The organism is Mucilaginibacter sp. P5_A4, assembly GCF_056400605.1.
In genome coordinates this window covers 98433-124031 of the sequence record NZ_JBFUKX010000004.1, presented here as the reverse complement: position 1 = coordinate 124031, position 25599 = coordinate 98433, and the positions used below count along the sequence as shown (strand labels likewise).

Here is a 25599-nt window from a genome sequence, read left to right as displayed (position 1 = left end):
TAGAGTGGCGATGTAGTGTTTTTTGCTAAAAATTCCGCCATTTCTGTAACAAGGATTTAGAGGGTGTTTGATTTTTGACATAAAGAATTTATTTATGCTGGCTGTAAAAACTTTAAGTAACAATTTAACCATCTACAGGCGTAATGTATACGCAATGGGTGATAAGTTTGAGATTAGTGTAGTTGGAACCGATCATTTACTGGCCAACAAACAAATAGATATTGCTATTGGTGAAATTAACCGGGTCGAAAAACTACTCTCGGCTTTTGGTGATGACAGTAATATTAAACAAATTAACCGTAATGCAGGGATTGGGCCAGTAAAAGCTAATGGCGAAATATTCAGGCTGATCAACAGGGCTTTGCAAATATCCGATCTTACCCATGGCGCTTTTGATATTACCTATTTTACAGGCAACCGCATAGCAGGTAACGAAAACGCACTCGTTGAAAATTCACCCGTTAAAACTGCCCCCTATTCGGTAATGCAAACCAACTACCAAAGCGTTATACTTGATGCAACTAAACAAACCATCTTTTTAAAGGAAAAAGGCATGCGCATTGGCTTTGGAGCCAATAGCAAGGGTTACGCTGCCGACAGGGCAAAATATATTTTACAAATGAACGGTGTAAACAGCGGTGTTATTAATTCAGGCGGCGATTTGTTAACCTGGGGAACACAGCCAAATTCTAAACCATGGACCGTTGCAGCTGCCGACCCTGAGCAAAGGAAACAACCTTTTGCCCATCTCGACATTAGCAATATGGCCTTCGCGACATCGATAAGTGCCGAAAAATATGGCAGCGTAAGCAAGAAAAAGTTCCAAAGCGTTGCAAACACCGGCAAAGGATTTCCGGTAAGCGAAATTAAAAGTGTAAGCATCGTTAGCCCAACGGCAGAACTTTCTGACGCCATGGCATCACCGGTAATTAATATCGGCGTTAATGCGGGCATGTATCTAATAAACCAGCTGAATCAAATAGCCTGTATCATTATTGATGATCAAAACCGCGTTTACACATCAAAAGGTGTAAACATTTGATACGAATTTAAATTACAATCTATCATAATTATTCCGGCAAGGTGTGCATTTGCAAAATTATTAAGGCAACAATTGACCTTTAAATAATTTTGTAAAGCAATTGTTATCAACAGTACCCTTCCCCTTTGGGTTTTACTGTTTATATTGACCGATATTTGAATACAATTTTAAGTTTTTCTTCCTCCCAATGATAAAGTGGTTTGCGTATATTGTACTGTTATTGATATTTGCACCATGTTTATCATCTGCCGGTAATACCAACAACCCGTTAAATTCTGTTTATAATAATAACATGATCACGGTATCGCGTAATAGTTTGCCAGCGGACACGTTATTACCGAAAAGTAAAAAACAGCAGGAACAGGATGAAAAAAATAAAATTAAAGAAGTAGCCAAGGCAAAAAGGCAGGCAAAGCCCGAAAAGGTTGACGAAAATGGCACACTTGTGCCGGCCAAACCCAAACCAAAAAGACAGCGCCGGCCCGAAGGGTTGGAGCGCCCGCCCGAAATACCACGAAGAAATGGCAATTAAACAGGTTAACAAACAATTTACCAATTTTTGATGAAGTACCTTTGCTTACTTTTTTTAATTACCGGTTGTAATGCCTTATATGCCACCGGTATTAAAGCAACTGTTATTACAGGTAGCTACCCCCATGTTGTTGCCGATACTGATACTATTATCAGAAAGCAATCTGTTTCTGTAGGGGTAAACTATGGCAGCGATGCGCTTTTTTTCGGGCGTACAAGTCCTGTTAAATATCCGTTTGTTACCGGCGATATCATATATAATAGTAAACCCGGGCTTTTTGTATATGGCTCGGTGCTTAAAGTTTTGGGATATAAACCTATAGACGAGGTTGATGTTGGCGGTGGCTATTTCTACAAGTTCTCCAAACAATTCTCGGGGGCGGTAAGCTATACCCGGTTCATTTTTAATAAAAATGCCAATGTGATAAAATCGGCATCCTCTAATGATATCAACCTTAAAAACTCCTACGACTGGAAATTCCTAAAAACCAGCGTGATCACAGATTACCTTTTTGGTAAATCGAATGATTTCTTTGTTACCGTAACCAACTCCAAATATTTTGAAACCAGCTGGGGCATTTTTGACGACAAGGACTATCTTTCATTTAATCCATCCTTTAATTTTATAGCGGGCACACAAAATTTTGTGCAACGCTACTCTCTCGACCATCGCTTTCAGAATGAGATAGACAATATTTACGTGCATAACGACCCTAATTCTGCCCGTTATAACAGGCGGTTTAAAATGCTTAATTATAGCTTTAAACTACCTGTTGCTTATAACAGGCCGCATTATACCTTTGAAGCATCCTGGCGATATTCTATGCCCGTTAACGTTGAAGGTGCGCTTGAAAACCGCAGAGAATCGTTCTTTAACTTCACCTTTTACTACCTTTTTTATTAAACCGGCCGTATGAATGTTTTAATAATTGAAGACGAAAAAGCACTTGCACAGGAACTTGAAATTTTTCTGACTAATTATAACTACATCTGCGAGGTTTGTTTCGACGGGACTTCGGCATCAGAAAAGATAGCTACCAATTTGTACGATTTTATTTTAATAGACCTCGGATTGCCAGACTATGACGGACTTGATCTGCTGAAAGAAGCCAAAAAGCTCGATTCGGATGCGGCCTGTATAATACTAACTGCACGTGCCGAAATTAATGACCGCATTAAAGGCCTCGATCTTGGTGCTGATGATTACCTGCCCAAACCATTTTCATTACTGGAGCTTCAAAGCCGGATGCAGGCTATTATCCGCCGTAAGTTTGGGGTTAAAAACAATATAATTGAACTCGACGGCTTCCTCATCGATCTTACAAACCGTACCATATCACACGGCAGCAGCGTGGTAAACACCATCACCAAAAAAGAATTTGATCTTATTGCCTATTTAATTCTGCATAAAAATCGCACCCTCACCCGCATGCAGCTAAGCGAACACATTTGGGGCAGTGTGGTTAATAATGATTACGACTCTAACTATATTGATGCGCATATTAAAAATATAAGGAAAAAATTAAACGCCTTTGCATCGCCCGATTGGCTTGAAACAGTAAGAGGGCTGGGCTACAAAATAAAAATCAACGCTTAAGTATTGAAACTCAGAACAAAACTTACGCTCTTTAACGCCATATCAAAACTGGTGATAGTGATACTGTTTGTATTGCTTGTCCCGGTATTGATTAAAAATATCAGCAGCAATTATGTAGATAGCAAGCTGATAAAACAAAAAAACAAATTACTGCAAATAGTAAAAAGCCGGGGCATTGAAACCTATATTGTAAACGGCGAAGGCTATGGAAGCTACCTCCCCCTCAAAGACGAATACATAAGCCTTGATGAAGTTGAACCCGATTACTATTTAGATACCATTCAAAGGGGTAAGCGCCTTTTTAGCGAGGGCGATACCCTTGAATACCGGATATTGAGCCATACTTTTAAAGTAAAAAATAAAAATTACCTGCTGGAGATAGGCAAAAGTGTAGATACACTTGACGAAACCAGTAGCCCGCTACAAAGTATAGCATTCCAGGTACTGCTGGGGATGATCCTGCTTACCATCCTGGCCGACCAGGTTTACTCCACCTACGTGCTTAAGCCACTCCGAACAATTATAAAAACAAAACTGATAGGGCAAAAATTTCCCAATTTCCAGTCGTACCGGAAGGTACGCACCACCACATCTGATTTTGAGCACCTTGATCTGAGCATCCATAAAATGATTGAGACGATTGCCGATAAATTTCACAGGGAGCGCGAGTTTATCTCCAATGCATCGCATGAACTAATGACCCCTATTTCTATTCTTCAATCAAAAATTGAGAATATGTTTGAAGAGGAGGATATCAGTGATGAGGTTAAAGTACGTCTGCTAGAGATGCAAAAGATCCTGAACCGTTTAAAAAGCATTACCAAAACACTGCTCCTGATATCGCAAATAGAAAATGAACAATTTTTAAAGGAAGATAAAGTAGCCGTAAATGAACTGCTGCAGGATGTGTATGATGAGATCTCTATCCGCCTGCAGGATAAAAATATCAGCTATGATATTGCTGTACCCTATAACTGGTACATGGTTAACATCAATAAATTTTTGCTTTTCAATTTATTTTATAATCTTATCAATAACGCAATTAAATATAACCGGGAAGGCGGCAGCATCAGGATAGCGGCTGTGGCTGTAAATGATAAATTTGTGATCACCATTACCGATACAGGTATTGGTATTGCAGCAGAAGCACTCCCTTCTATATTTAACCGCTTTAAAAAACTCCGTCAATCTCTGCAGCAGGATAGTTTTGGCCTGGGCCTGCCTATTGTAAAATCAATAGCCGGCTTTCATGATATCGAAATTGATGTGGTATCAGAAAAAGGGATAGGCAGTACTTTTAAACTCATTCTTCCGGCTACATTAATAGTGGTTAATTAATTTAGCCGGGCACATCTCTTTTGTATCAATAATTTTACTTTTATGTACTAAAAATTGGCCATTCCTTTTGGTTCAGACTAAATGTCCATTACAAACCTGACATTAACTTTCCTAATTGTTAAAAAATTAAAACTATTTGGCGTATTTATCTCGATTTATATGGGATTTACCTTTTGGCATCCGCTTTGCAAATAGCAATTTATATATACAAATATTATTATGAAATCTTTAAGAATTAAGATTGCTACTTTCAGCTTAGCATTAGCAACAGCAGGCATTTTAGGTGCAGGTTGTAACTCATTAACCAAAACACAAAAAGGTGCTGCTATTGGTGCGGGTGCAGGTGGTACAGTAGGTGCCTTTATAGGTAAAGCTGCCGGTAACACCGCATTGGGCGCAATTATAGGTGGCGCTGTTGGTGGCACCGCAGGTGCTTTTATTGGCCGTAATATGGATAGGCAGGCTGCCGAAATAAAACAAACAGTTCCAGGCGCAACCGTAATCCGCGAGGGTGAAGGCATCCTGGTAAAATTTGATTCGGGGATCTTGTTTGATACCGATAAGTCGGCTCTTAAATCAGAGGCTCAAAGCAATTTGCAAAAACTGGCTGTATCGCTTCAAAACAACCCCGAAACCAATATTTTAATTGTTGGCCATACCGATAACACTGGTTCAGATTCGCATAACATGGACTTATCTGTACGAAGGGCTGAATCGGTAAAATCATTTATTGCAGCCACTAACGTTCCTTCATCACGTTTACAAACATCGGGTAAAGGCGAAATTGAGCCAATTGCCGATAACACAACAGCTGATGGCCGCTCAAAAAACCGTAGAGTGGAGATTGTGATTGTTGCCAACTCAACCATGAAAAACCAGGCTAAACAAGCCGGTCAATAATATACAGTTAAGTTAATATAAAAGATCAAGTTAATTATAAAACCTGGCCGCGAGGGCCGGGTTTTTCTGTTTTTACCGATATTACAATGGCACAAAAAACTATTTGTAATCAACAAGTTAATCTTCTATTTTTGTTATATGTTAAAAATATCCGGATATGAAAACGCTTAAAATATTCATCATCCTGTTTTCCCTTTCTGCCACCGTTGCCAAAGCCCAGTTTACCCGGGCCGAACTACAGGTTAGCGGTCTTACCTGCGCCCTTTGTGCCAGATCAACGGAAAAAGCTTTACGTGCACTGCCTTTTGTAGGCGATATTAAAACCGATCTGATCCGTAACACTTATCTCATCACCTTTAAAAACGATGTGCCTGTAAATTTCGAGCAGATCAGCAAAAAGGTACAGGGTTCGGGCTTCTCGGTAAACAGCCTTAAGGCCACCTATAATTTTGATACCACCAAAGTTACCGATAACTACTTCAGCTATGGTGGCGATACCTACAGGTTGCTTAACCCAGCCGATAAATCAATTAGCGGCGCTATTAATTTCACCATTGTCGACCAGGGTTTTGCGCCGAAATCGGTATCAAAAAAATACCTGGGCCAGTTAACAGATACAGCTCCTGCATCGGGTCGTATTTACCACTTAGCTATATAAATTCCGATTATATTATATAAAAGCAAAAAGCTAACGCTTTGGTGTCAATCATGTCAGATTGTTAAACTTTATATAAATAAAAAGCGCGATCATTTACATGGTCACGCTTGTATTTAGGGCATTAAAAATAGCTGTTAAACTCTGATATAGATCTTATTCTTATCCAGCACCCAACCCACAAACCAGCAGATGAGCATATAGCTGATAGCAAACAACAGCGAACCTATGGCTCCTGGCGTTATTACCTGGTAAAAATTATCGTTTATCCAGCCATATAAACTACCGCCTTTTACGGTTACCATGTAGAAGAAGATGACGAGTGTTTCTGACAGCACATATATTGGCAATGGGTTTTTCCCCATAATGGTGAAAAACCTTGTCCAGTTTCCTTTGTTCCAGTCTTTTATTTCGAGTGCATAAATCAGGAAGGATAGGATCACCAGATCGAGCCCAGTGGTTACAAGCACAAACGGGCTGCTCCACAATTTTTTATTGATCGGGAACACCATGTTCCAGCATAGGGCAAGGAATATGAACAGGCAGCCCATTAGCAACATCTTAGAGATCACATCGTAACCTTTTCCTTTTTGCTGAATGAATTTACCGGCATAATAACCAACAACTACATTCACAATAGCGGGGATTGTGCTCAAGATTCCTTCCGGATCAAAAGCAATCTTTTCACCGTGGTACAAGTGATTATCGCCCAAAACAAACTTATCAAGAAAAATACCGGCGTTGCCTGTCATGCTCAGCGGATTTGATGGATCGCCAAAAACCAGCAGGATTACCCAGTAACCTATTAAAAACAGCACTGATAATATGATAACAGACCGTTTTGAAAGGAAATGGATCATGAGTGACGCAAAACAGTAACACAAAGCTATCCGCTGTAAAACCCCCAATATTCGGGTATGGCTTATTGGCGAAAAAACAAGATGCCCGTTATCGAACCTGAAGAAAGGGAACCAGTACATAAGGTACCCTATTAAAAATATCAGCAGTGTGCGTTTAAATATCTTGGTAAGCACGGCCGCGTTACCCATCTCCAGGTAGCGTTTCATAGAAAAGCTCATGGCATTACCAACCGCGAATAAAAATGAGGGGAATACCAGGTCGGTGGGTGTGAAACCATGCCAGGCTGCATGATTAAGTGGTGCAAATGCTTCTGCACCGCTGCCGGGTGTGTTTACAATGATCATAAAACATATGGTCATCCCTCTAAAAACATCCAGCGATAAAAATCGGGTTGATGATTTGTTCATAAATTGGGTTAAAATAGTTTTACTGGTTTATAGCAGGGAAGTAATAAGCGGCAATTTGATAAAAACTGCCGGGATATTCAAACCCCGGCAGTAATAATTAATTAATGATAACCGGGGTTTTGCTTAAGTACCGGGGTACCACCTTTTGCGCTTAAATCAATTTCGGCAAGTGGGATAGGATAGTATTCGCTTTTACCTTTCACAAATTTACCGCCTTTAACATCGTTAGTTAAAGTACCCTGGTAAGCTATGTAAGCATTAAGTTCGGTATCGGCAATACCCCATCTTACCAGGTCGAAAAAGCGATGACCTTCCATGGCTAACTCAATTTTTCGCTCAAAATAAATGGCTTTAAGTGCAAAGTCCTTGCCGGCAAAAGCGCCTGCCAAATAAGGGCTAACTTTGTAATTAGCAGCAGCTGTATTGGTAAAACCGGCGGTCGGGTTATCGTTATCCTTATAATTATGCACCCACCCGGATGTATTGGCGGCCCTGTTACGTACCATGTTAACATAACTTTCGGCTTTATCAAAATTGCCAAGTTGTGCCTCAGCCTCGGCGGCCATTAGTAATACATCAGCATAACGGATAAGGTTATAATTGATGCCAGAGCCAGGTGCCCATGAAGTATTATCGCCGTTGGTAGTCTGCTCGGCCTGGCCGTATACATTTTTAATAGGCGAGTACGGCCCTCCGTACTGTTGATCCCGTATCCAATCGACTCCCGGATGTAAACCCCAGTCAAGATAAGGTATTCCACGGCGGCCAACTGTCCAGTCCAGCCGCGGATCTATTGTACCGGCATCTGGGGTAAAATCCTGGTTAGCGGCTATATTCAAATCTGTTTTTATTGCATGGCTGTTGTAATCATCAAGGTATGGCAGCCCGGTAAGCGAATTTGTGCGGTAATGATTTGCCAGGTCAATTGAAGGCTGGTAAAAACCGCAGCAACTAAACGGGCTGCTGTTACCGTACGGAAAATTCAGCATATCGCCATTATTGGCATTTGAAGGGCCGTTAGGATCGGTATTGGCTGCTGCCTGCACTGCAAATACCGATTCGGGGCTATTATTTGTAGCCGTCCGGAAATTATCATTAAAATTGGCATTCAACTCATACTTCTGGCCCGAGGCTGTTACACCCTGTGCTATAACTGCATCAAAAACCACCTTGGCTTCGGCGTATTTATGCTCATATAAATATGTCTTTGCCAAATAAGCACCTGCAGCCCATTTGTTTGCCCGGCCAACATTAGGTTGTGTATTAGGCAGGTTATCATATGCATATTTAAAATCGGCCTCAATTTTTGGCCATATATCGGTTGTATTCGGCTGATTGAGATCGGTTGTGGTTTCATCAATATATGGCACATTATTAAACATTTTTTTAAGGTCGAAATAATAATGACCCCGTAAAAACTTTGCCTGGGCCAATATATTGGTTTTTGCCGCATCCGCAATTGAAGCAACTTTTGCAGTAATCTTAATAGTGTTGTTAGTACGTGAAACACCCTCGTAATCGGCCCTCCATTTACTGTCAAAAAACCCGTTACTGGCATCCGGGCTATACTTCATTATCGGCTCAATAGGCTGCTGATCGCCTGCTATACTCCCTTTTGAAGCATCACCTCCTGCAACACCACCATATATCCAGTTATCGGGCGATACTTCCCATGCACTGCCGCCACCTATGGCAGCGTCTCCACCCTGCTGCCCATCTAAAGCTGCATAAGCACCTACAAGCAATTCGTTGGCACCGGCTTCTGTTTCCAAAAATTTTGGCTCAAGCGCGCCTGTAATTGGTTTATCAAGAAATGTTTTTTTACATGCACCAAGCGACAAAACGCTGAGCAACATAATACTGAAATATATTTTTGCTTTCATTGTAATACTTTTAATGCTGTTGTTATAATGAAAAATTAACTCCGAATAAAAATGTACGCGGACTGGCATAACTACCTTCGTCAATACCAAAGTCTTTGGTGTTGCCGCTCAGCTCCGGATCAATGCCGCTGTAAGCTGTTAAGGTAAACAGGTTGGTTGCCGATACATAGATCCTTAACTTTTGGATACCGTCTTTCTTTAAACTACTGATATTAAAGGTATAGCCAATCTGCGCGTTGCGCATACGTACATAGGTTCCGTTTTCAACAAAGTATGAGTTAGGTGTTGCACCGCTGCTTGTAGATGCATCCAATTCCTGGATAGGCGCTTTTGCATTTTGATGCGTTGGCGTCCATGAATCATAAAGAGCGGTGTTGCTTTTTGCGGTTCCAAACGATGCATAAAAGTCTCTCCAGTATTTAACGCTGTTCCATAATTTGTTGCCGAATGAACCATACAGGAATATGCTGGCATCAAAGTTTTTATAATTTACACCCAGGTTTAACCCTGCAGTAACTTTGGGATTGGGATTGCCTATGAATGTACGGTCGGCATCCGTTATTATACCATCCCCGTTTACATCTTTATATTTAAAACGCCCAACCTTTGTATCTGATTGATAAACAGCATTTGGATCATTACTTATTTTTTGAGCACCGGCATCGGCGGCATCAATCTGGGCCTGGGCATTCCAAAAGCCGACTACCTGATATCCGTAAAATTCACCTAATGAATGGCCAACAGCGCTCCTCGTAATTGGACTATCAAAACGACTTGTGGCATCGCCCACAAAATAGTCTCTGTCATCAGATACTTTTAAAATTTTGTTGTTATAGGTGGTTATTGTACCTGTGGCATTAAAACTCAGATCTTTATTTACCGCTATATTGCCTGTTACAGATATATCAAGCCCATCTGTTTTCATTTTACCTACATTTTGAGCAGGCACATTACCGTTACCGGCAGTACCCAACTGCCTGGCAGCATATAAAAGATCCTTAATATCCTTGCGATAATAATCGGCTGTTACGGCTATTTTTCCGTCGAGGATGGTGGCATCAAAACCAAAATTGGAGTTGATATCTTTTTCCCACAAAGCATGGGGGTTGGCAATCTGATCCTGGTAAAAGCCCGGTGATAATTCTGCATTACCATCCAACGGATAATATGACTGGCCAATATTAGTACCAAAGGTGGTATAGGCATCCTTTGACCCCATATTGATCTGGTTACCCATTATACCCCAGCCGCCTCTTACTTTAAGATCGGTAAGCCATTTTACATCCTTCAGAAAACTCTCCTGCGATATACGCCAGCCTGCACTAAATGCGGGGAAATAACCATAACGCTGGTCTACCGGAAATTTTGAAGAGCCATCCCGGCGAATTGTTGCATTAAACAGGTATTTATTGTCGTAAATATAATCGAGGCGGGCAAATTCCGAGAAAAGGGAAGTTGAGCTTTTGCTACTATAATTGTTTTTGTTGTTTGTACCGGTGGAAAGACTAACGTAATCGGGATCAAAATTATAAAAGCCCTGTATGCTGCCTCCAAGGCTTTTATCATAAGTTTCAACCGATTCGGTACCTACAACTATATTAAGACTATGCTTGCCAAAGGTTTTTAGATAAGTAAGGGTATTGGTCCAGTTGTAATTATAACTATTGGCCGAATTTTCATTATAGACGTTTATTTGAGAATTTTCAACATTTTCATAAGTTGGATATGTAAATGCATGATCATTACTATTAACAATATCGCCGCCAAAACTGGTACGCAGGGTTAGGCCCTTAAAAATATCCACTTCGGCAAACACGTTACCCAGCAGGCGATAAGCTGTAGAACCGTTTACCTTTGTGCGTTGCTGTATGGCTACGGGGTTATTGGAATCACCTAAGCCTGTACCATAACTGCCTGCATAATTACCCATTATATCATAAACAGGTATAATTGGTTGCTCCCTTAAGCCCATGGCAATAACACCATCCGGATTATTGGCACTTATCTGCGCATGATTGGCGGCAGCTACCTGGGGCGTTTTTGTGATAGAATAAGCCAGGTTTTCGCCTACCCTGATATGTTTGGTTATATTAAAGTTTGTGTTTGAGCGCAATGTATATCTTTTAAGATAGGTATCTATCAATGTACCTTGTTGATTGAAATAATTAAGCGAAAACAGGTAGTTTGCCTGTTCGGTGCTGCCGCTTAATGTTAAGTTGTGGCTGCTTATGGGCGCGGCTTTAAATAACTCGTGATACCAGTCGGTACCGGCCTTATTTGCCTTGGTTATTCTGTAAAAGGAATTATAATCGTCGGGCGTTGTATAGTTAGGATTAACGTAGTATAATGAAGGATTTACCGAAGGATCGCCTTCTTTTGCCCCTGCGGGCGTTATATAATCGGGCAGTGTAAAGGTTGAGCCCGTGCCCGAAGGATTATACAGCGGGTCCTGAAAATCGGTAATGCCAGAGTTTTTTTCGGCTGTTAGCTGCAGGTTGGCCATTTGCTGCGGATTGAGTGTATTCCAAACGTTGCCGCCCCTGGGTAACTGTGAGCCATAATAAGCATCGTACTGGATACTCACTTTGCCCTTGCCTCTTTTGGTAGTAATGATGATAACCCCGTTTGCTGCCCTGGCGCCATATATAGAAGCCGAACTTGCGTCCTTTAACACCTGTAACGATTCAACATCATTTGGGTTAATAGTACTTACATCATAGGTTTCCATACCATCAACCACATATAATGGTGTATTATCCCCGAATGTATTAAAACCCCGGATATGTACCTGGGGCTCTTCGCCCGGCTGGCCCGAGCCTGTTACCGTAACGCCCGATGCCTGGCCTTGCAACTGGCTGTTTACTGATGATGAAGACTGTTTGTTCAGGTCCTTAACATTTACAACGGCTACGGCGCCGGTAAGGTCCTTTTTCTTTTGGGTGGTATAACCCACCACAACCACCTCGTTAAGGGCTTTTGATTCTTCGGTAAGCTTTACATTAATAACAGTTTGCCCGTTAACGGCAACTTCCTTTGATGTAAAACCCAAAAAGTTGTATATCAGTGTGCCGGTACCATCGGGCAGTGTTATAGTATATTTACCATCAATGTTGGTTATGGTACCTAATGTACTTCCCTTTAGCTTTACGCTTACTCCGGGTAAGGGTAAACCACCGGCATCGGTAACAACACCTGTTACTGTTACAGTAGCAATGGCCTTTCCATCTGCAGGTTTAATAACAATAATATCACCAACCACCTGGAATGTAAGCTGTTGATTTTTAAGCACATTTTTCATTACCGTTTCAATACTGGCGTCTTGTAGCTCAACGTTTATCTTTTTATCTACGTTAACCTGGTCAAGCCTGTAAAAAACCGTGTACTTGCTGCTTTTCTCAATCTGTTTAAACATCTGCTTAACAGATATATTATTCACGTTAAAGTTGTAAACGTTTTGCGAGTAAGCGGCAGCGTGTATTTGCATTATTCCCGTTAAGAGTAAAACAGTTACAAGCTTCATAATTTTAATCGTTTTTTGCCATGCATGCACAGCCCTTACAGGTTTTCTGTCAAAATTTATCATAAATTTGTTTGTTAATCAGTTAATACGATGCTTCCCCAAGCGTAGGGTATTAGCTATTGATTTTATAGAACCCGGGTGTTAGCGCACTTCGGGTTTTTTATTTTGAAAGAGAGCGTTAGTTTTTTATCATAGTTGGATTTTTGTTTTTTAAAGGTTTACAGATTAGTTTTTATTGTTTTTAGTAATATTTACAGTGTTACCGGTTATGGAATAATTGATAGCTGTATTGCCCTTAATCAGTTCCAAAACCCTTTCAATACTGGCAATGCTTTTAAAGCTGCCAGAGTAGCGGATATTTTGCAGCCCGGTATCGTCCATAACTATTTTTACATTGTACCTGCGCTCCAGCACCCGGGAGATCTCATCAAGCGTATTACCGTCAAACACCAGCAGGTCATCTTTCCAGCCGTCATAACGGTTCATTTTTGCCGAATCTACCTGTAGCACCTGGATCTCATTCAGGTTTTTAAGATCATCATCCTGCTTTACCGCATATTTTTCTGGCTTTGGATAGTAGATCCTGAGCACCTGTTGTGGCTTAACATATATGCGGTTCATTTCCCGGGCGTTATTATCCACATTGCCCTCAACTGCAACCTCGCCTTTTACAACTGTTGTTTCAAAAAACGAATCGTTAGGATAGGCTTTCAGGTTAAACTTTGTGCCGATATCCCTGATAGTGTAATTTTTAGTGTTCACCAAAAACGGGATAGTCTTTTTTCCTGGGGCGATCTCAAAAAAGGCCTCCCCCTCCAGGTAAACCGTGCGGTTGGTTTTATTAAAATCGGTATTGTAATTGAGTTTGCTGCCTGCATTTAGCCAAACCAGCGTTCCATCACTTAAAACTATCTTTTTTATCCCCCCGTTTTGAGCCGATACCTGTCTTGCGCTTTGTACATTTTGCGAATAATGATTTACCAGGAGTACCGTAAGTACACCAAACATGGCTATAACTGCGGCAACCCTGCCCCATACAGCAAACGTTCTGTACTTTGCTTTGCGCGGAATTGTCGCCGAAGAAAATTTATCAAAGGCTTTTTCATCGTTAATAACTTCTGGCTGCAGGTACAGCATATTCTGCCAGGTTTCGTACAGTTGGGCAAAATACTGTTCATTCTCCGGGTGCGCACTTACCCATTCCCTTACCTGCTCCACCTCTTTTTCATCAGCTTCGCGGGTTATATACTTTACCAGTAAAAGTTTAATTTTTTCGTTGTCCATTCTTATTATAATAGCAAGACAATTAAAAAGGGCCATACCCTCAAACGGGATGAAAATATTTTTCATTTAATTTGGATATCCTCTATAAACCTAACTGCTAATTGCGCGGAGCATCTCTGTCACAAAATATTTGCAGATTAGTTTATCATTATTTCCATATTAAATTTGAAGCATTCGAATATTTATTCCTAACTTGTTAAAGTTTTTTAAAAAGTAATTCATTTTTACTGATTATATGCATAGATGATTACCCAAACCAACAACACCTTAATTACAAAACTTACACAGGGTGACGCCCGGGCTTTTGAAGTTTTATTTAAACTTCATTATACCCGGCTTACACTTTTTGCCAATCGTTTTGTGAATGATTTGTCGGTTGGCGAGGAGATAGTCGCTGATGTATTTACCGATTTGTGGGAGAAAGGGCACGAGGTTACCTTTTCAACATCGGTAAGCTCGTACCTATATAAGATGGTGCAAAACCGCAGCCTTAATTATTTAAAGCACCAAAAGATAGAGAATCTGTATGTTAGCTATCTGGAAAAAAATAACCTGTTTGATGAAGTGCGCAACACTGTTGAAAATGGGTACGAGGAAAAGGAGCTTGTTTGCCAGATAAAGGCCGCAATTAATACCCTCCCCGAAAAATGCCGTGAAATTTTTGTGCTGAGCCGCTTTAGCGACATGAAATATAAAGAAATTGCCAGTCAGCTTAACATCTCGCCTAAAACTGTAGAGCGGCAGGTAAGCATCGCCTTAGAAAAGTTGAGGCAGGTGTTGAAGCATGTGAGTTATTTGTTTTTGTTTTAGTAATGATAACGACATTGATGTATACAAAACAAAAACCACATGTACAACAAGCTGTACATGTGGTTTTGCAAAGCATTTTCTATTTAATCCCCATTTCCTTTTTCAAAAACTGCCCGGTAAAACTATCTTTCACCTTACACAAACCTTCGGGAGTGCCGCTGAATAGAATCTTTCCACCACCAGAGCCACCTTCAGGACCAAGGTCAATTACGTGATCTACTACCTTAATTACATCAAGGTTATGCTCTATCACCAATACCGTATTGCCTTTATCAACCAATTGGTAAAGCACTCCTAATAACACATTGATATCTTCAAAATGCAAGCCTGTTGTAGGCTCATCCAATATGTAAAAGGTGTTGCCTGTATCCTTTTTAGATAGCTCGGTTGCCAGTTTAACACGCTGTGCTTCGCCACCCGATAAGGTAGTTGATGCCTGGCCCAGGGTAATATAGCCCAAACCAACATCAAACAAGGTTTTTATTTTACGGTAGATGGCCGGGATATGTTCAAAAAATGGTGTGGCATCTTCAATGCTCATATCCAGTACATCGCTGATGGATTTACCCCGGTAACGCACTTCCAGTGTTTCGCGGTTGTACCTGCGGCCCCCGCATTCTTCGCAAGGCACCTGTACGTCGGGTAAAAAGTTCATTTCAATAACCTTCATGCCTGCACCCTGGCAGGTTTCGCACCTGCCCCCTTTTACGTTGAACGAGAAACGGCCGGGTTTATATCCCCTGATCCTCGACTCGGGCAAAGCAACATACAAGTTACGGATATCCGAGAACACACCTGTATAAGTAGCCGGGTTTGACCGCGGCGTACGCCCGATAGGTGTTTGATCTATCTCAATCACCTTATCAATATTCTCCAGGCCTTCAATTTTTTCATAAGGCAACGGGTGCTTTTTAGCCCTGAAAAAGTGATGATTTAGTATTGGGTACAGTGTTTCGGTAATCAAGCTTGATTTACCGCTACCCGATACGCCTGTAACCCCTATTAGTTTACCTAAGGGAAAATCAACCGATACCTTTTTTAAATTATGACCGGTAGCTTTTTTAAGGCTTAATGTTTTGCCATTACCTTCTCTCCTTTTTTCGGGTACTGCAATGGAACGCTCACCATTAATATAGGATGTGGTAAGGGTATGCTCTTTCATTAGTTGCGCGGGTGTTCCCTGGGCAACTATCTGTCCGCCGTGTACACCGGCTGCCGGGCCCATATCAATTACATGGTCGGCTTCCAGTATCATATCCTTATCGTGCTCAACTACCAAAACGGTATTGCCAAGGTCGCGCAGGTTTTTGAGGGCGTTTATTAAGCGCTCGTTATCACGCTGGTGCAGGCCAATGCTTGGCTCATCTAAAATGTACATCACGTTCATCAGCTGCGAGCCAATTTGCGTGGCCAGCCTGATACGTTGCGCCTCGCCGCCCGAAAGGGTTTTGGCAGTACGATCCAGCGTTAAATAACTCAGCCCTACATCCAACAGGAACACGATACGTGCGCGAATCTCTTTCAGGATTTCTTTGGCAATAACATTCTGGCGCTCGGTAAGCCTGTCTTCCAGGCCATTAAACCATTCCTGCAGGTGATTGATATCCATACAGGCCAGCTCGAATATATTTTTATTATCTACCTTAAAATGTAACGATTCTTTCTTCAGCCTTGCACCATCACAAACCGGGCAGGTTTTAAGTACACGATAGTTTTCCATATCGTCCATCCCTTCATCGTTACGGCGTTCCTGCTGCTCTTCCAGCATACGCACAATGCCATCAAAAGTGATAGAGTAGCTTTGTACATTCCACTTATTGTATTCAACAGAAACGTTGATGGTATCGGGCGCTCCGTTCAGGATAATATCCAGGTGATCTCTGCTCAGCTTTTCTATTGGAGTAGTTAATGAAAACTCATATTTTTTTGCCAACGCTTTCAATACCTGGAAGATCCATGTTTCACGATACTCGCCAATTGGCGCAAGGCCGCCGTTCATGATGGTCAGTTTTGGATTTGGGATAACCGAAGCTTCATCAACCTCAAATATATACCCAAGTCCATTACACTTTTCGCAGGCTCCGTAAGGCGAGTTGAACGAAAATGTATTAGGCTGCGGCTCATCATAAGAAATTCCCGAAACCGGATCCATCAAATACTTACTGTAATAGGCTACATTATTGTCCTTATCGCCAACACGAATGATGCCTTTAGCTATCTTGAGCGCTGTTTGCACCGAGGTGTATAAACGCTTGCTATCTTTTTCGGATACCACCAAGCGGTCAACCACTATATCAATATCATGAATCTTGTACCTATCCACCTGCATTTTGGGTTCCACATCAGCCATTGCACCATCAATCCAAACCTTAAGGTAGCCCTGCTTACGTATCGATTCAAATAACTCGCGATAATGACCTTTACGGGCCTTTACCACCGGTGCCAGGATATTAACCGGCTGCCCGTCGAACTTTTCGGTAATGGTTTTCAGGATCTGATCTTCAGACATCCGCTCCATTTTCTCGCCCGTAGTATAGGAATAAGCATCCCCGGTACGGGCAAAAAGCAAGCGCATAAAATCGTAGATCTCGGTAATGGTGCCCACCGTAGACCGTGGATTTTTACTGGTTGTTTTTTGCTCAATAGCAATAACCGGGCTAAGGCCCGATACCTTATCCACATCGGGGCGTTCCATACCCCCCATGAACTGCCGCGAGTAGGCCGAAAATGTTTCCATATAACGGCGCTGCCCCTCGGCATAAATGGTATCAAATGCCAGTGATGATTTCCCGCTGCCACTTAAACCGGTAATTACCACCAGCTGGTTGCGCGGAAAAGAAACATCTATGTTTTTTAAATTATGTACCCTGGCTCCATAAACTTCAACTTCGCTTTGCTCGCCCAGGTCTAATGGTTTTTCGTTCATACGTGTTTTTAAAAACAATACAGCCTGGCCGGGTAAAAAAGGCCAGTTAATTATACTAATATTTTTCGCAAATATACGTAAAAAGCTGATGCTTATAAGGCACACACCTGGCCGTTAAGTTATTTGACGTAAAAACAACAGCGCTAAACTTACGCTATTGTTTCAAGTTGTTTTTAAGTTAATAATATGTTTACAACACCGGGATTTATTTGCAGAAATAAAAAAATGTTTTTTAACTAACCTTTTATCTGATGAGAAAATTACTCCCCTTTGTTTGTATGGCTGCCGCATTAGGCTTCCAGGCCTGTAAAAAAGACCATCCCCAATCAACAACTGCCATCACCTACCCAGACATGGCCGAAGCCACAAACCCGGCATTGCTGATGACGACTGCTACCGGTGTGAAAGTTTATAACGGTGGTTTTGGCTCCGCTGTTGCTGCCGACCCAAAAGACCCATCGGTATTTTATTTACTTACCGACCGCGGGCCAAACGTTGCCGGTACAATTGCCAATTCTATCATTATTGGTAAACCCGATTTCGACCCTCAAATAGGCAAATTCAGATTAAAGGATAATAAGCTGGTATTGGAACAAACTATCGAATTAAAAAATGCGGCCGGGGTTAAACTTAACGGCCTGCCAAATCCGGTTGGAATGGGCGCCACCGGCGAGGTTCCATATGATCTTTCCGGCACGCAGCTTAGCCCAAGCGCAGATGGCATTGACTCTGAAGGAATTGCTCTGGCATCTGACGGTTCATTCTGGATAAGCGATGAATATGGGCCCCACATAGTACATTTTGATGCAACCGGGCGAACAATTGAACGCATAAACCCATTTGGTACGGGTACGGGCGGGCGTAAAATACCGCTTGTATTTGCCAAACGCAAGCCCAATCGCGGAATGGAGGGCCTTACGATTACACCAGATGGTAAAACACTGGTAGGCATAATACAATCGCCAATGTATAACCCAACAAAGGCCGCCGTAAGCAATTCATTGGTATTGCGCATTTTAACTTTTGATATTGCTACCGGAGCAACCAAACAGTACATCTATTTAATGGAAAATGCATCACTTACCGGCTGCAGCGAAATACTGGCTGTAAATGCCACCACATTTTTAACCATTGAACGCGATGGCAATTATGGCGGCGCGCCAACCAACCCCGCAACCTTTAAAAAGATATTTAAAGTTGAGCTAACAGATGCCACCGATGTTTCTGATGCTGCAAACAGCGAAACCGGCAAGCTATACAGCGGTAAAACCGTTGAAGAGTTAAAAGACATTGCCGGTTTAACTACGGCCGGAATTACCCCGGTTAAAAAAACAGTTGTACTTGATCTTTTAAAAGATCTCCCAACCGTTTACCCGCATGATAAATGTGAAGGTATAGCTTTATTACCCGGCAACATCCTGGTGATATCAAATGACGATGACTTTGGTGTAACCGATAACGGTGCAAGTGGCTTTATGGCAAAAATACTTCCGGGTACGGGCACCGTTGACCATAACAGGCTATATTTTAAAAAGATAACCCTATAGTTAAATGACCACAAAAAAAAGACCGACCTTCCAGCTGGGAAGATCGGTCTTAAAGTGCTCCGTATGTAATCTTTAACTAATTATGACATTTACAATCAATGTTAATTAAATGCCAGCAGTTGCGTTGGCTGGGTAATATTAATGTAGTTTTTATACCCAAACTTTTTAGGCTGCTCAATAATTGCTTTCATGGCAATAAGCTTGTAAACATATGAACCGGTTTCACGGTTCAGGCTCATGCGGAAATAATTATCTTCGTTTTGCTTATTAATGGCTTTAGCTAATTTAATAGATCCATTATTATAAGCGGCGGCAGCCAGCGTCCAGCTGTTAAATTCACCGTATAGTTCCTTGATATACTTGCAGGCCGCGATAGTAGATTTACGAACGTTTTGCCGTTCATCAACCCCATGACCCACCTTTAGCCCATAGGTACGCGCGGTACCTGCCATAAATTGCCATAAACCCGATGCCCCTTTTGGAGAAGTGCCCGATTTAAGGCCCGACTCGACAAGCGGGATGTATTTAAAATCATCAGGGATACCATAAAACTTCAATATGGGCTCAATAATAGGGAACAGTACTTCGGCCTTACGGTGTAGCAAGGTTGATTGTACGTTCTTAAAAGCATGTTGTCTGAGCGATTTGTTGAGTTTAAATGTAACCCTGGCATCATTAACAGGTAAAGCTTCGTCTGCAAAATTATAAGCAGCAGCGGTGCTTTTAATAAAAATAAATTCCGAGGTTCGATGGCTTAATTTGGCTGGTTTTGCAACCGTTTCAGTAATAGTTGTACTGAAAATATTAAGCTTGGAAATGAGAACCAGCACCAGCGTTACGGAGCACGTAAGTAAGTGTTTTTTAATCATTTCTTTTTTTATCATTAACTATACATTAGGTAAAATGTGCTGCAAAGGTAGGTCATACAAATCACATAATCAAATACTTAGCTTTTTACTAACTTTTTTAGCGCTGGTTTTCGGTTCAAAAACACGGTTTAAAACAGTTTAAACCGTGTTTTTGAACCGCATTATTTTTTTGATTTTTTTGATTGCTTTTTGCCAAAAAACCGTAACTTTGATCCTCACGCTGCGAAAGCGCTAAACAAAAAAATATGGTATTTAAGAGACCAACAGGTAGTCGCGACGACAAGCCGGGAAAATCAACAGGCAGAAGCTCAAGAGGCGACGATAAGCCTAAAAGACCGGCAACCGCAAAAGGCAAAGCCTCTCCGGACGGGGAGAAAAAGAAACTATCCAGACCGGATAAATCATTCCAAAGCAACAGATTTAGTGACGATAAGCCCAAAAGCAATTTTAGGGACAGCGCGTCATCAGGCGATAAAAAATCATCTACAAGATCAAGACCATATTCTGGTCGCCCAACATCCGGCGATAGCGATAAACCCAAAAGCAATTTCAGAGACGGAGCTTCGTCTGGCGATAAAAAAAGCTTTTCGCCACGCGCCAAGCCATACTCTGGCAGGCCAACCTCTGGTGACAGCGACAGACCGCCAAGAAGCTTTGGTGCAGGTTCAGGTGGCGGTGAAAGAAAACCTTACTCAGGCCGGCCATCATCCGGCGAAGGCGAAGAAAGGCCTAAAAGAAACTTTGGCGGCAGTTCTGCCGGCGAAAAAAAGCCATACTCTTCTCCACGCACACGTTCATCTAATGCAGATTTTGGAGACAAGCCCAAAAGAAGCTCCGGTGCCGATAAAGGTGGCGAACGTAAATTTGGTGCGGGTACAGAAAGATCAACAGACAGAAAATTTGGCGACAGGCCTGCCGAAGGCGGATTTAAAAAACGCGAAGGCAGCTTCTCAAAAGATAAACCGGCTTATAATGCCGACAGGCCGCAACGCAAGCCGGTATATGATAAAATAACCAAAGACCTTGACGCACCGGCCAAAACTATGCGCGGCCGTAAAAAACCCGCCGAAAGCAAAACCAAGGACGATGGACTGATCCGCCTTAACCGTTATATTTCAAACGCAGGCATTTGCTCGCGCCGTAAGGCCGATGAGCTGATTATTGCCGGTGTGGTATCGGTAAACGGCGTAGTAGTTGACGAGCTGGGTGCTAAAATTGATCCGGCAAGAGATGAGATCAAATACAATGGCGAAACCCTGCGCCGCGAAAAAATGGTTTACGTATTATTAAATAAACCAAAGGATTATATAACCACAACAGAAGATCCGCAGGAACGCCGCACAGTAATGCACCTGGTTGAAAAAGCAACCAAAGAGCGTATTTACCCTATTGGCCGTTTAGACAGGAACACTACTGGCTTACTATTAATGACCAATGATGGCGAGCTGGCCGATAAACTATCGCACCCACGTAGCAACATCAGCAAACTATACCAGGTTGAGCTGAGCAAAAGTTTATCACAGGGCGATCTGAATAAAATTCAATTCGGTATTGAACTGGAAGATGGTTTAATAAAACCAGATTCGGTATCATATGTTGCAGGCGCTTCAAAAAGAGAAGTAGGTATCCAGATTCATAGTGGTAAAAACCGTGTGGTACGCCGCATATTTGAAAGCCTGGGTTACGAGGTTGTTAAATTGGATAGGGTGGTTTATGCCAACCTCACCAAGAAAGATCTTCCCCGGGGGCGCTATCGCCACCTGGAAGAAAGCGAGATCATCCAGCTAAAACACCTGATAAAATAATAAGAATGCCTCGTTAAACAACGGGGCATTTTTTTTGTCTATTTTATTAACTTGCATCCCTTAATCAATTCATACCAACATGAAAAAAGCCCTTTTGATCATAGCGATGCTATCGCCTTTGCTTAATTACGCCCAGGATAAAAAACTCGTCCCCAAAATGTTCAATCTTGTTGTGGGTACTTATACCACAGGTTCAAGTAAAGGTATTTTGGTTTATCGTTTTTATACACAAAGCGGCAAGCTGGCTTATTTAAGCCAGATAGATGGTGTAGATAATCCATCCTACTTAGCAGTAAGTAAAAACAATAAATTTATTTACGCCGTAAATGAGTCGACCAAAGGTGAGGTGAGCTCATTTTCATTTGATGCTAAAAGCGGCAGAATGGAATTTATCAACAAGCAATCGTCATTAGGCGCCAACCCATGTTATATTGCTGTTGATAAGGCGCAAAAAAATGCATTTGTTGCCAACTATTCCAGCGGCCAGGTTGCTGTACTGCCCATTAATAAGGACGGTTCATTAGCTAATGCCATTGAAACCGTGCGTAATGAAGGCCAGGGACCAAACAAGGAACGCCAGGAAGGCCCGCACGCGCATATGAGCATATTATCGCCAGATGAAAAGTACCTGTTTTATAATGACCTGGGCACCGACAAGATAAATATTTACCGTTTCCGTTCAGGTAAAAGCTCACCCTTAACAGGTGCCAATCCCTCGTTTGTAAGCATTACACCTGGCAGTGGCCCACGCCACCTGGAATACTCGCTTGATAAAAAACATGTTTACCTGCTAACAGAAATGGCTTCAAATATTATTGTGTTTGATTACGATAATGGCAAATTCAAACAAAAACAAGCAATAACCCTATTGCCTGATGGCTTTACAGGCAAAACAGGGGCTGCAGCTATTCATATATCGCCCGACGGCCGTTTTCTTTATGCCTCAAACCGTTTAGAAACCAACGAGATCATTTGTTACGCCGTAAACCAGGAAACAGGCGAGCTTACTTTTGTATCGCGCCAGTCAACCTTTGGTAAAAACCCGCGCGATTTCGCTATCGATCCAACAGGCAATTATTTGGTAGTAGCCAACCAGGGCAGCGATAGCATGTTTGTATTTAAAATAGACCAAACTACTGGTAAACTACGACAAACAGGCATCAAAATAGACGTTGGGAACCCGGTATGTTTGAAGTTTACACCAGCTGAATAAGCTTAAAGCCTAAGGCTGAAGGCCAAAAGCTAATAAAGTAAAAAGCTCAAAGCTAAAGGGAAATTCCTTTTTTGCTTTGAGCTTTTTGCTTTATGCCTTAAGCTTAATTGGCTTTAGTAAACGAATAAATAATATATCCCGTTCCGCCACCAACAGTAACCGGGGATTTAAGTGTCATGGCCGAGCCATTGTTACTTACAATATCCAAACGGTAGCCTTCTGCTACATTTTTGGCTTTATCTCCTTCAAATATTTTTTTGAACTGGAATTGCGTGCCGGTTGTTCCTCCGTTAAAAACCGACCAAAATATGGTTTGGGCCGTACCATTTGCAAGGGTGTAGATACCGTTACCGCTATTGGTTAGTTTCCAGGTACTGCCAACAAATGCTTCTGGGGCGGCCTGGTCAAACACGTTTTGAACAGCATTTTGAACCAACCCATCGTAACTTACATTGTTAAGTGTCCAGGTGCCCACAAATTTACCGCGGGATACATTGGTTGTAGTTACATTTTTTGTAGATGAACAGGCAGAGAGTACAAAAATAAGGGATAGGATAGCTATCGGGGTTTTAAGAAAATTTTTCATGACAGTGTTTTATTTAAATGCATATAAGCATAAATCCTGCCAAAGCTTAACCTAATTCAATACTTTTTGACTTAAATGTCTTTTGAATCTCCAGTAAACGTTCGGTAATTGATGCGCTCACCTCATCAGCCTCTTTTACTTTCTTAAGGCTTTTAGCAAAGCAACGATCTGTATCTGTTGAAAGCAACTTGTGTTTAATTTGAGCTATTAATTCCATGAGGTAATCGATATGGCCCTATTTACGGATAAATAGCATAAAAGTTACATCAAATTAATCACTGTTTAATATTTTTCTCGTTGATTAAAAAATCAATTAACAGTTCCATGGCTTTAGCCCGGTGACTGATCTTATTTTTCTCATCCATGCTCATTTCGGCAAAGGTTACATCGTAGCCATCGGGCTCAAATATGGGGTCGTATCCAAAACCATCTGTTCCGCTGGGCGCAGTGCGAATAGTGCCTTCAACAGTTCCATCAAAAAAATGCTCTTCCCCGTTCCATATCAATGATATTACTGTACGGAAACGGGCCTTGCGGTTGGTTTCGTCTTGTAAATTATCCAATACCTTTTTAATATTGGCCGCATGATTACCATGCTCGCCTGCATAACGTGCCGAATAAACTCCCGGGGCGCCATTAAGCGCGTCTATCTCCAGGCCACTGTCGTCCCCAAAGCAATTAAGATTATATTTTTGATAAATGTACCTGCTTTTTATTGAAGCGTTCTGTTTAAAGGAGGTACCGGTTTCTTCAATATCATCATAGCAACCAATATCATTAAGGGTTAGCAGTTTGATTTTTTTTTGAAGCTTGTTCTCAACCTCCTCAAGTTTATGGCGGTTATTTGTTGCGAAAACCAATTCTGTCATATTACTTTTAACCTTTTAGTTGTTCAATTCGTTCTTTAATCCGTTTCAAAATATCCTCACTTGAATCTGCATGAATATCCCGGCAAAGAAAATCCTTATTTGATGGATTATTTTTATCCCGAAACTGATTGATATCTAAATTAAACAGGAGTTGTCCAAAACGTTGCGAAGGATTCTCTTCAGCGTATTCGGTTAAGATCCGTATAATTTCTTTGTTGAAGCTAATGTGATCGTCCATCCTGTTAAGTTACAATCCTTTCATCTGCTCCCAGAAGGCTTTTTTATTATCAACACTGTCCATCATCTCGCCAAAGCTAAAGCTATATAGCCCTGTAAAGCCCTCAAAGGCTTTAGGAGTATTTAACACCAGCTCCGGGATCCCTTGGGGCAATGCACTTTTACCTAATATCAACAGCTTCGCGGGTTTAAAAAACTTCACCAATCCATCATAATGGGTATTACCCTGCTTAGCCAGGTTAACTATGGCCAAATCATCCACATTTAATTCTTTGCGCTTAATAATATTGGTTAATGCGGTTAAATGCGCATCATCAATAAATTCCAGGTGTGGATAATGTACCAGCACCAAAAAATTCTTTAAATTTTTACCCAGATAATTAAAGCCCGGCAACTGCGTTTTTATTTCGGGTTGTGATGCTGTTATTACGGGTTCTGGCTGTTTAACTATTGGTACAGCTTCATCAGCTACTGGTGCGGCCGTTGCCATGTTATTATATAGCGGCCTATCAGCATTTAGCAGATAAAGCTCATCCTGCAAAACAAAGCGTAGGGCAACCGGGTTTTCAACTTTCACTTTAACAAATTTTAACCAAAAGTAGTTAAACGGTTTCAAGCATTATAACCATATTAGCACAATTATAGCCAACCGTGTTTATTGAAATTAATTGTACAGCTATAATTAATAAATTTTACCGAAATTTGAAGTTTTAACGGAT

General features: G+C 41.5%; 22 protein-coding genes. 11 read left to right on the top strand and 11 right to left on the bottom strand.

The window, feature by feature from the left end; translation table 11 throughout:
* Positions 1-94 precede the first annotated feature (94 nt).
* The 7 genes from AC1DQW_RS04405 to AC1DQW_RS04375 all read left to right on the top strand — a co-directional run bounded on the left by AC1DQW_RS04405 (position 95) and on the right by AC1DQW_RS04375 (position 6066).
* Positions 95-1042: an FAD:protein FMN transferase gene (locus tag AC1DQW_RS04405; protein ID WP_477453012.1), complete on the top strand. Its 948-nt coding sequence runs from the start codon at positions 95-97 to the stop codon at positions 1040-1042.
* A gap of 187 nt (positions 1043-1229) precedes the next feature.
* On the top strand, positions 1230-1574 hold the full coding sequence (locus AC1DQW_RS04400) for a hypothetical protein (RefSeq protein WP_477453011.1): 345 nt from the start codon (positions 1230-1232) through the stop codon (positions 1572-1574).
* 30 nt (positions 1575-1604) lie between these two features.
* Positions 1605-2477, top strand: coding sequence for a hypothetical protein (locus tag AC1DQW_RS04395; RefSeq protein WP_477453010.1), 873 nt, complete (start codon positions 1605-1607; stop codon positions 2475-2477).
* Between the two features lie 9 nt (positions 2478-2486).
* Entirely contained in the window at positions 2487-3170 is a 684-nt protein-coding gene (locus AC1DQW_RS04390) for a response regulator transcription factor (protein WP_477402701.1), read from the top strand.
* Positions 3171-3173: 3 nt separating this feature from the next.
* Complete coding sequence (locus AC1DQW_RS04385) at positions 3174-4508, top strand: sensor histidine kinase (protein ID WP_477453008.1); 1335 nt, start codon at positions 3174-3176, stop codon at positions 4506-4508.
* Between the two features lie 219 nt (positions 4509-4727).
* A complete protein-coding gene (locus tag AC1DQW_RS04380; protein WP_477453007.1) occupies positions 4728-5408 on the top strand; it encodes a YiaD family glycine zipper/OmpA-like lipoprotein in 681 nt (226 codons plus the stop codon).
* 157 nt (positions 5409-5565) lie between these two features.
* A complete protein-coding gene (locus AC1DQW_RS04375; protein WP_477453006.1) occupies positions 5566-6066 on the top strand; it encodes a heavy-metal-associated domain-containing protein in 501 nt (166 codons plus the stop codon).
* 134 nt (positions 6067-6200) lie between these two features.
* On the opposite strand, the gene AC1DQW_RS04370 is transcribed toward AC1DQW_RS04375, so the two are convergent.
* From AC1DQW_RS04370 to AC1DQW_RS04355, 4 genes are all read right to left on the bottom strand, one after another.
* Positions 6201-7331, bottom strand: a complete 1131-nt coding sequence (locus AC1DQW_RS04370) for an acyltransferase family protein (protein ID WP_477453005.1) — start codon at positions 7329-7331, stop codon at positions 6201-6203.
* Positions 7332-7432: 101 nt separating this feature from the next.
* Positions 7433-9214 (bottom strand): RagB/SusD family nutrient uptake outer membrane protein, encoded by a 1782-nt coding sequence (locus AC1DQW_RS04365; RefSeq protein WP_477453004.1) that lies wholly within the window; start codon positions 9212-9214, stop codon positions 7433-7435.
* Between the two features lie 22 nt (positions 9215-9236).
* Positions 9237-12734 carry a TonB-dependent receptor gene (locus tag AC1DQW_RS04360; protein ID WP_477453003.1) on the bottom strand — a complete coding sequence of 1166 codons (3498 nt, stop codon included), beginning with the start codon at positions 12732-12734 and terminating at the stop codon, positions 9237-9239.
* 225 nt (positions 12735-12959) lie between these two features.
* Positions 12960-14084, bottom strand: a complete 1125-nt coding sequence (locus AC1DQW_RS04355) for a FecR family protein (RefSeq protein ID WP_477453002.1) — start codon at positions 14082-14084, stop codon at positions 12960-12962.
* 177 nt (positions 14085-14261) lie between these two features.
* On the opposite strand from AC1DQW_RS04355, the gene AC1DQW_RS04350 reads away from it, so the two are divergent.
* Complete coding sequence (locus tag AC1DQW_RS04350; protein WP_477453001.1) at positions 14262-14828, top strand: RNA polymerase sigma-70 factor; 567 nt, start codon at positions 14262-14264, stop codon at positions 14826-14828.
* Between the two features lie 79 nt (positions 14829-14907).
* On the opposite strand, the gene uvrA is transcribed toward AC1DQW_RS04350, so the two are convergent.
* Complete coding sequence (uvrA, locus tag AC1DQW_RS04345) at positions 14908-17754, bottom strand: excinuclease ABC subunit UvrA (protein WP_477453000.1); 2847 nt, start codon at positions 17752-17754, stop codon at positions 14908-14910.
* A gap of 251 nt (positions 17755-18005) precedes the next feature.
* Between uvrA and AC1DQW_RS04340 the strand changes: the two genes are divergently transcribed.
* A complete protein-coding gene (locus tag AC1DQW_RS04340) occupies positions 18006-19301 on the top strand; it encodes an esterase-like activity of phytase family protein (RefSeq protein ID WP_477452999.1) in 1296 nt (431 codons plus the stop codon).
* A gap of 101 nt (positions 19302-19402) precedes the next feature.
* Here AC1DQW_RS04340 and AC1DQW_RS04335 read toward each other — a convergent pair whose 3' ends face one another.
* A complete protein-coding gene (locus AC1DQW_RS04335; protein ID WP_477401256.1) occupies positions 19403-20185 on the bottom strand; it encodes a lytic transglycosylase domain-containing protein in 783 nt (260 codons plus the stop codon).
* Between the two features lie 230 nt (positions 20186-20415).
* Here AC1DQW_RS04335 and AC1DQW_RS04330 point away from each other — a divergent pair, with 230 nt between their 5' ends.
* Together AC1DQW_RS04330 and AC1DQW_RS04325 are read left to right on the top strand one after the other, a co-directional pair.
* Entirely contained in the window at positions 20416-21975 is a 1560-nt protein-coding gene (locus tag AC1DQW_RS04330) for a pseudouridine synthase (RefSeq protein WP_477452998.1), read from the top strand.
* 79 nt (positions 21976-22054) lie between these two features.
* Positions 22055-23188, top strand: a complete 1134-nt coding sequence (locus AC1DQW_RS04325) for a lactonase family protein (protein ID WP_477452997.1) — start codon at positions 22055-22057, stop codon at positions 23186-23188.
* A 103-nt stretch (positions 23189-23291) separates the two neighbouring features.
* Here AC1DQW_RS04325 and AC1DQW_RS04320 read toward each other — a convergent pair whose 3' ends face one another.
* Genes AC1DQW_RS04320 through AC1DQW_RS04300 form a run of 5 tightly spaced genes read right to left on the bottom strand, consistent with a single transcriptional unit; the run spans position 23292 to position 25457 of the window.
* The gene (locus AC1DQW_RS04320) at positions 23292-23774 is read right to left on the bottom strand and encodes a hypothetical protein (RefSeq protein WP_477452996.1); all 483 of its coding nucleotides are present in this window, start codon (positions 23772-23774) and stop codon (positions 23292-23294) included.
* 46 nt (positions 23775-23820) lie between these two features.
* The gene (locus tag AC1DQW_RS04315) at positions 23821-23991 is read right to left on the bottom strand and encodes a hypothetical protein (RefSeq protein WP_477452995.1); all 171 of its coding nucleotides are present in this window, start codon (positions 23989-23991) and stop codon (positions 23821-23823) included.
* Between the two features lie 58 nt (positions 23992-24049).
* On the bottom strand, positions 24050-24643 hold the full coding sequence (locus AC1DQW_RS04310) for a non-canonical purine NTP diphosphatase (RefSeq protein ID WP_477452994.1): 594 nt from the start codon (positions 24641-24643) through the stop codon (positions 24050-24052).
* Positions 24644-24650: 7 nt separating this feature from the next.
* Positions 24651-24881 (bottom strand): hypothetical protein, encoded by a 231-nt coding sequence (locus AC1DQW_RS04305; protein WP_477452993.1) that lies wholly within the window; start codon positions 24879-24881, stop codon positions 24651-24653.
* Between the two features lie 9 nt (positions 24882-24890).
* On the bottom strand, positions 24891-25457 hold the full coding sequence (locus tag AC1DQW_RS04300) for a hypothetical protein (RefSeq protein ID WP_477452992.1): 567 nt from the start codon (positions 25455-25457) through the stop codon (positions 24891-24893).
* Positions 25458-25599 lie beyond the last annotated feature (142 nt).

What these genes read in the sequence shown, in the direction of transcription:
- AC1DQW_RS04365 (WP_477453004.1), bottom strand. Translation starts at nt 9,214, where the DNA reads ATGAAAGCAAAAATATATTTCAGTATTATGTTGCTCAGCGTTTTGTCG.
- AC1DQW_RS04330 (WP_477452998.1), top strand. Translation starts at nt 20,416, where the DNA reads ATGGTATTTAAGAGACCAACAGGTAGTCGCGACGACAAGCCGGGAAAA.
- AC1DQW_RS04355 (WP_477453002.1), bottom strand. Translation starts at nt 14,084, where the DNA reads ATGAAAAATATTTTCATCCCGTTTGAGGGTATGGCCCTTTTTAATTGT.
- AC1DQW_RS04405 (WP_477453012.1), top strand. Translation starts at nt 95, where the DNA reads ATGCTGGCTGTAAAAACTTTAAGTAACAATTTAACCATCTACAGGCGT.
- AC1DQW_RS04320 (WP_477452996.1), bottom strand. Translation starts at nt 23,774, where the DNA reads ATGAAAAATTTTCTTAAAACCCCGATAGCTATCCTATCCCTTATTTTT.
- AC1DQW_RS04375 (WP_477453006.1), top strand. Translation starts at nt 5,566, where the DNA reads ATGAAAACGCTTAAAATATTCATCATCCTGTTTTCCCTTTCTGCCACC.
- AC1DQW_RS04395 (WP_477453010.1), top strand. Translation starts at nt 1,605, where the DNA reads ATGAAGTACCTTTGCTTACTTTTTTTAATTACCGGTTGTAATGCCTTA.
- AC1DQW_RS04380 (WP_477453007.1), top strand. Translation starts at nt 4,728, where the DNA reads ATGAAATCTTTAAGAATTAAGATTGCTACTTTCAGCTTAGCATTAGCA.
- AC1DQW_RS04370 (WP_477453005.1), bottom strand. Translation starts at nt 7,331, where the DNA reads ATGAACAAATCATCAACCCGATTTTTATCGCTGGATGTTTTTAGAGGG.
- AC1DQW_RS04400 (WP_477453011.1), top strand. Translation starts at nt 1,230, where the DNA reads ATGATAAAGTGGTTTGCGTATATTGTACTGTTATTGATATTTGCACCA.
- AC1DQW_RS04305 (WP_477452993.1), bottom strand. Translation starts at nt 24,881, where the DNA reads ATGGACGATCACATTAGCTTCAACAAAGAAATTATACGGATCTTAACC.
- uvrA (WP_477453000.1), bottom strand. Translation starts at nt 17,754, where the DNA reads ATGAACGAAAAACCATTAGACCTGGGCGAGCAAAGCGAAGTTGAAGTT.
- AC1DQW_RS04335 (WP_477401256.1), bottom strand. Translation starts at nt 20,185, where the DNA reads ATGATAAAAAAAGAAATGATTAAAAAACACTTACTTACGTGCTCCGTA.
- AC1DQW_RS04360 (WP_477453003.1), bottom strand. Translation starts at nt 12,734, where the DNA reads ATGAAGCTTGTAACTGTTTTACTCTTAACGGGAATAATGCAAATACAC.
- AC1DQW_RS04340 (WP_477452999.1), top strand. Translation starts at nt 18,006, where the DNA reads ATGAGAAAATTACTCCCCTTTGTTTGTATGGCTGCCGCATTAGGCTTC.
- AC1DQW_RS04325 (WP_477452997.1), top strand. Translation starts at nt 22,055, where the DNA reads ATGAAAAAAGCCCTTTTGATCATAGCGATGCTATCGCCTTTGCTTAAT.
- AC1DQW_RS04350 (WP_477453001.1), top strand. Translation starts at nt 14,262, where the DNA reads ATGATTACCCAAACCAACAACACCTTAATTACAAAACTTACACAGGGT.
- AC1DQW_RS04315 (WP_477452995.1), bottom strand. Translation starts at nt 23,991, where the DNA reads ATGGAATTAATAGCTCAAATTAAACACAAGTTGCTTTCAACAGATACA.
- AC1DQW_RS04390 (WP_477402701.1), top strand. Translation starts at nt 2,487, where the DNA reads ATGAATGTTTTAATAATTGAAGACGAAAAAGCACTTGCACAGGAACTT.
- AC1DQW_RS04310 (WP_477452994.1), bottom strand. Translation starts at nt 24,643, where the DNA reads ATGACAGAATTGGTTTTCGCAACAAATAACCGCCATAAACTTGAGGAG.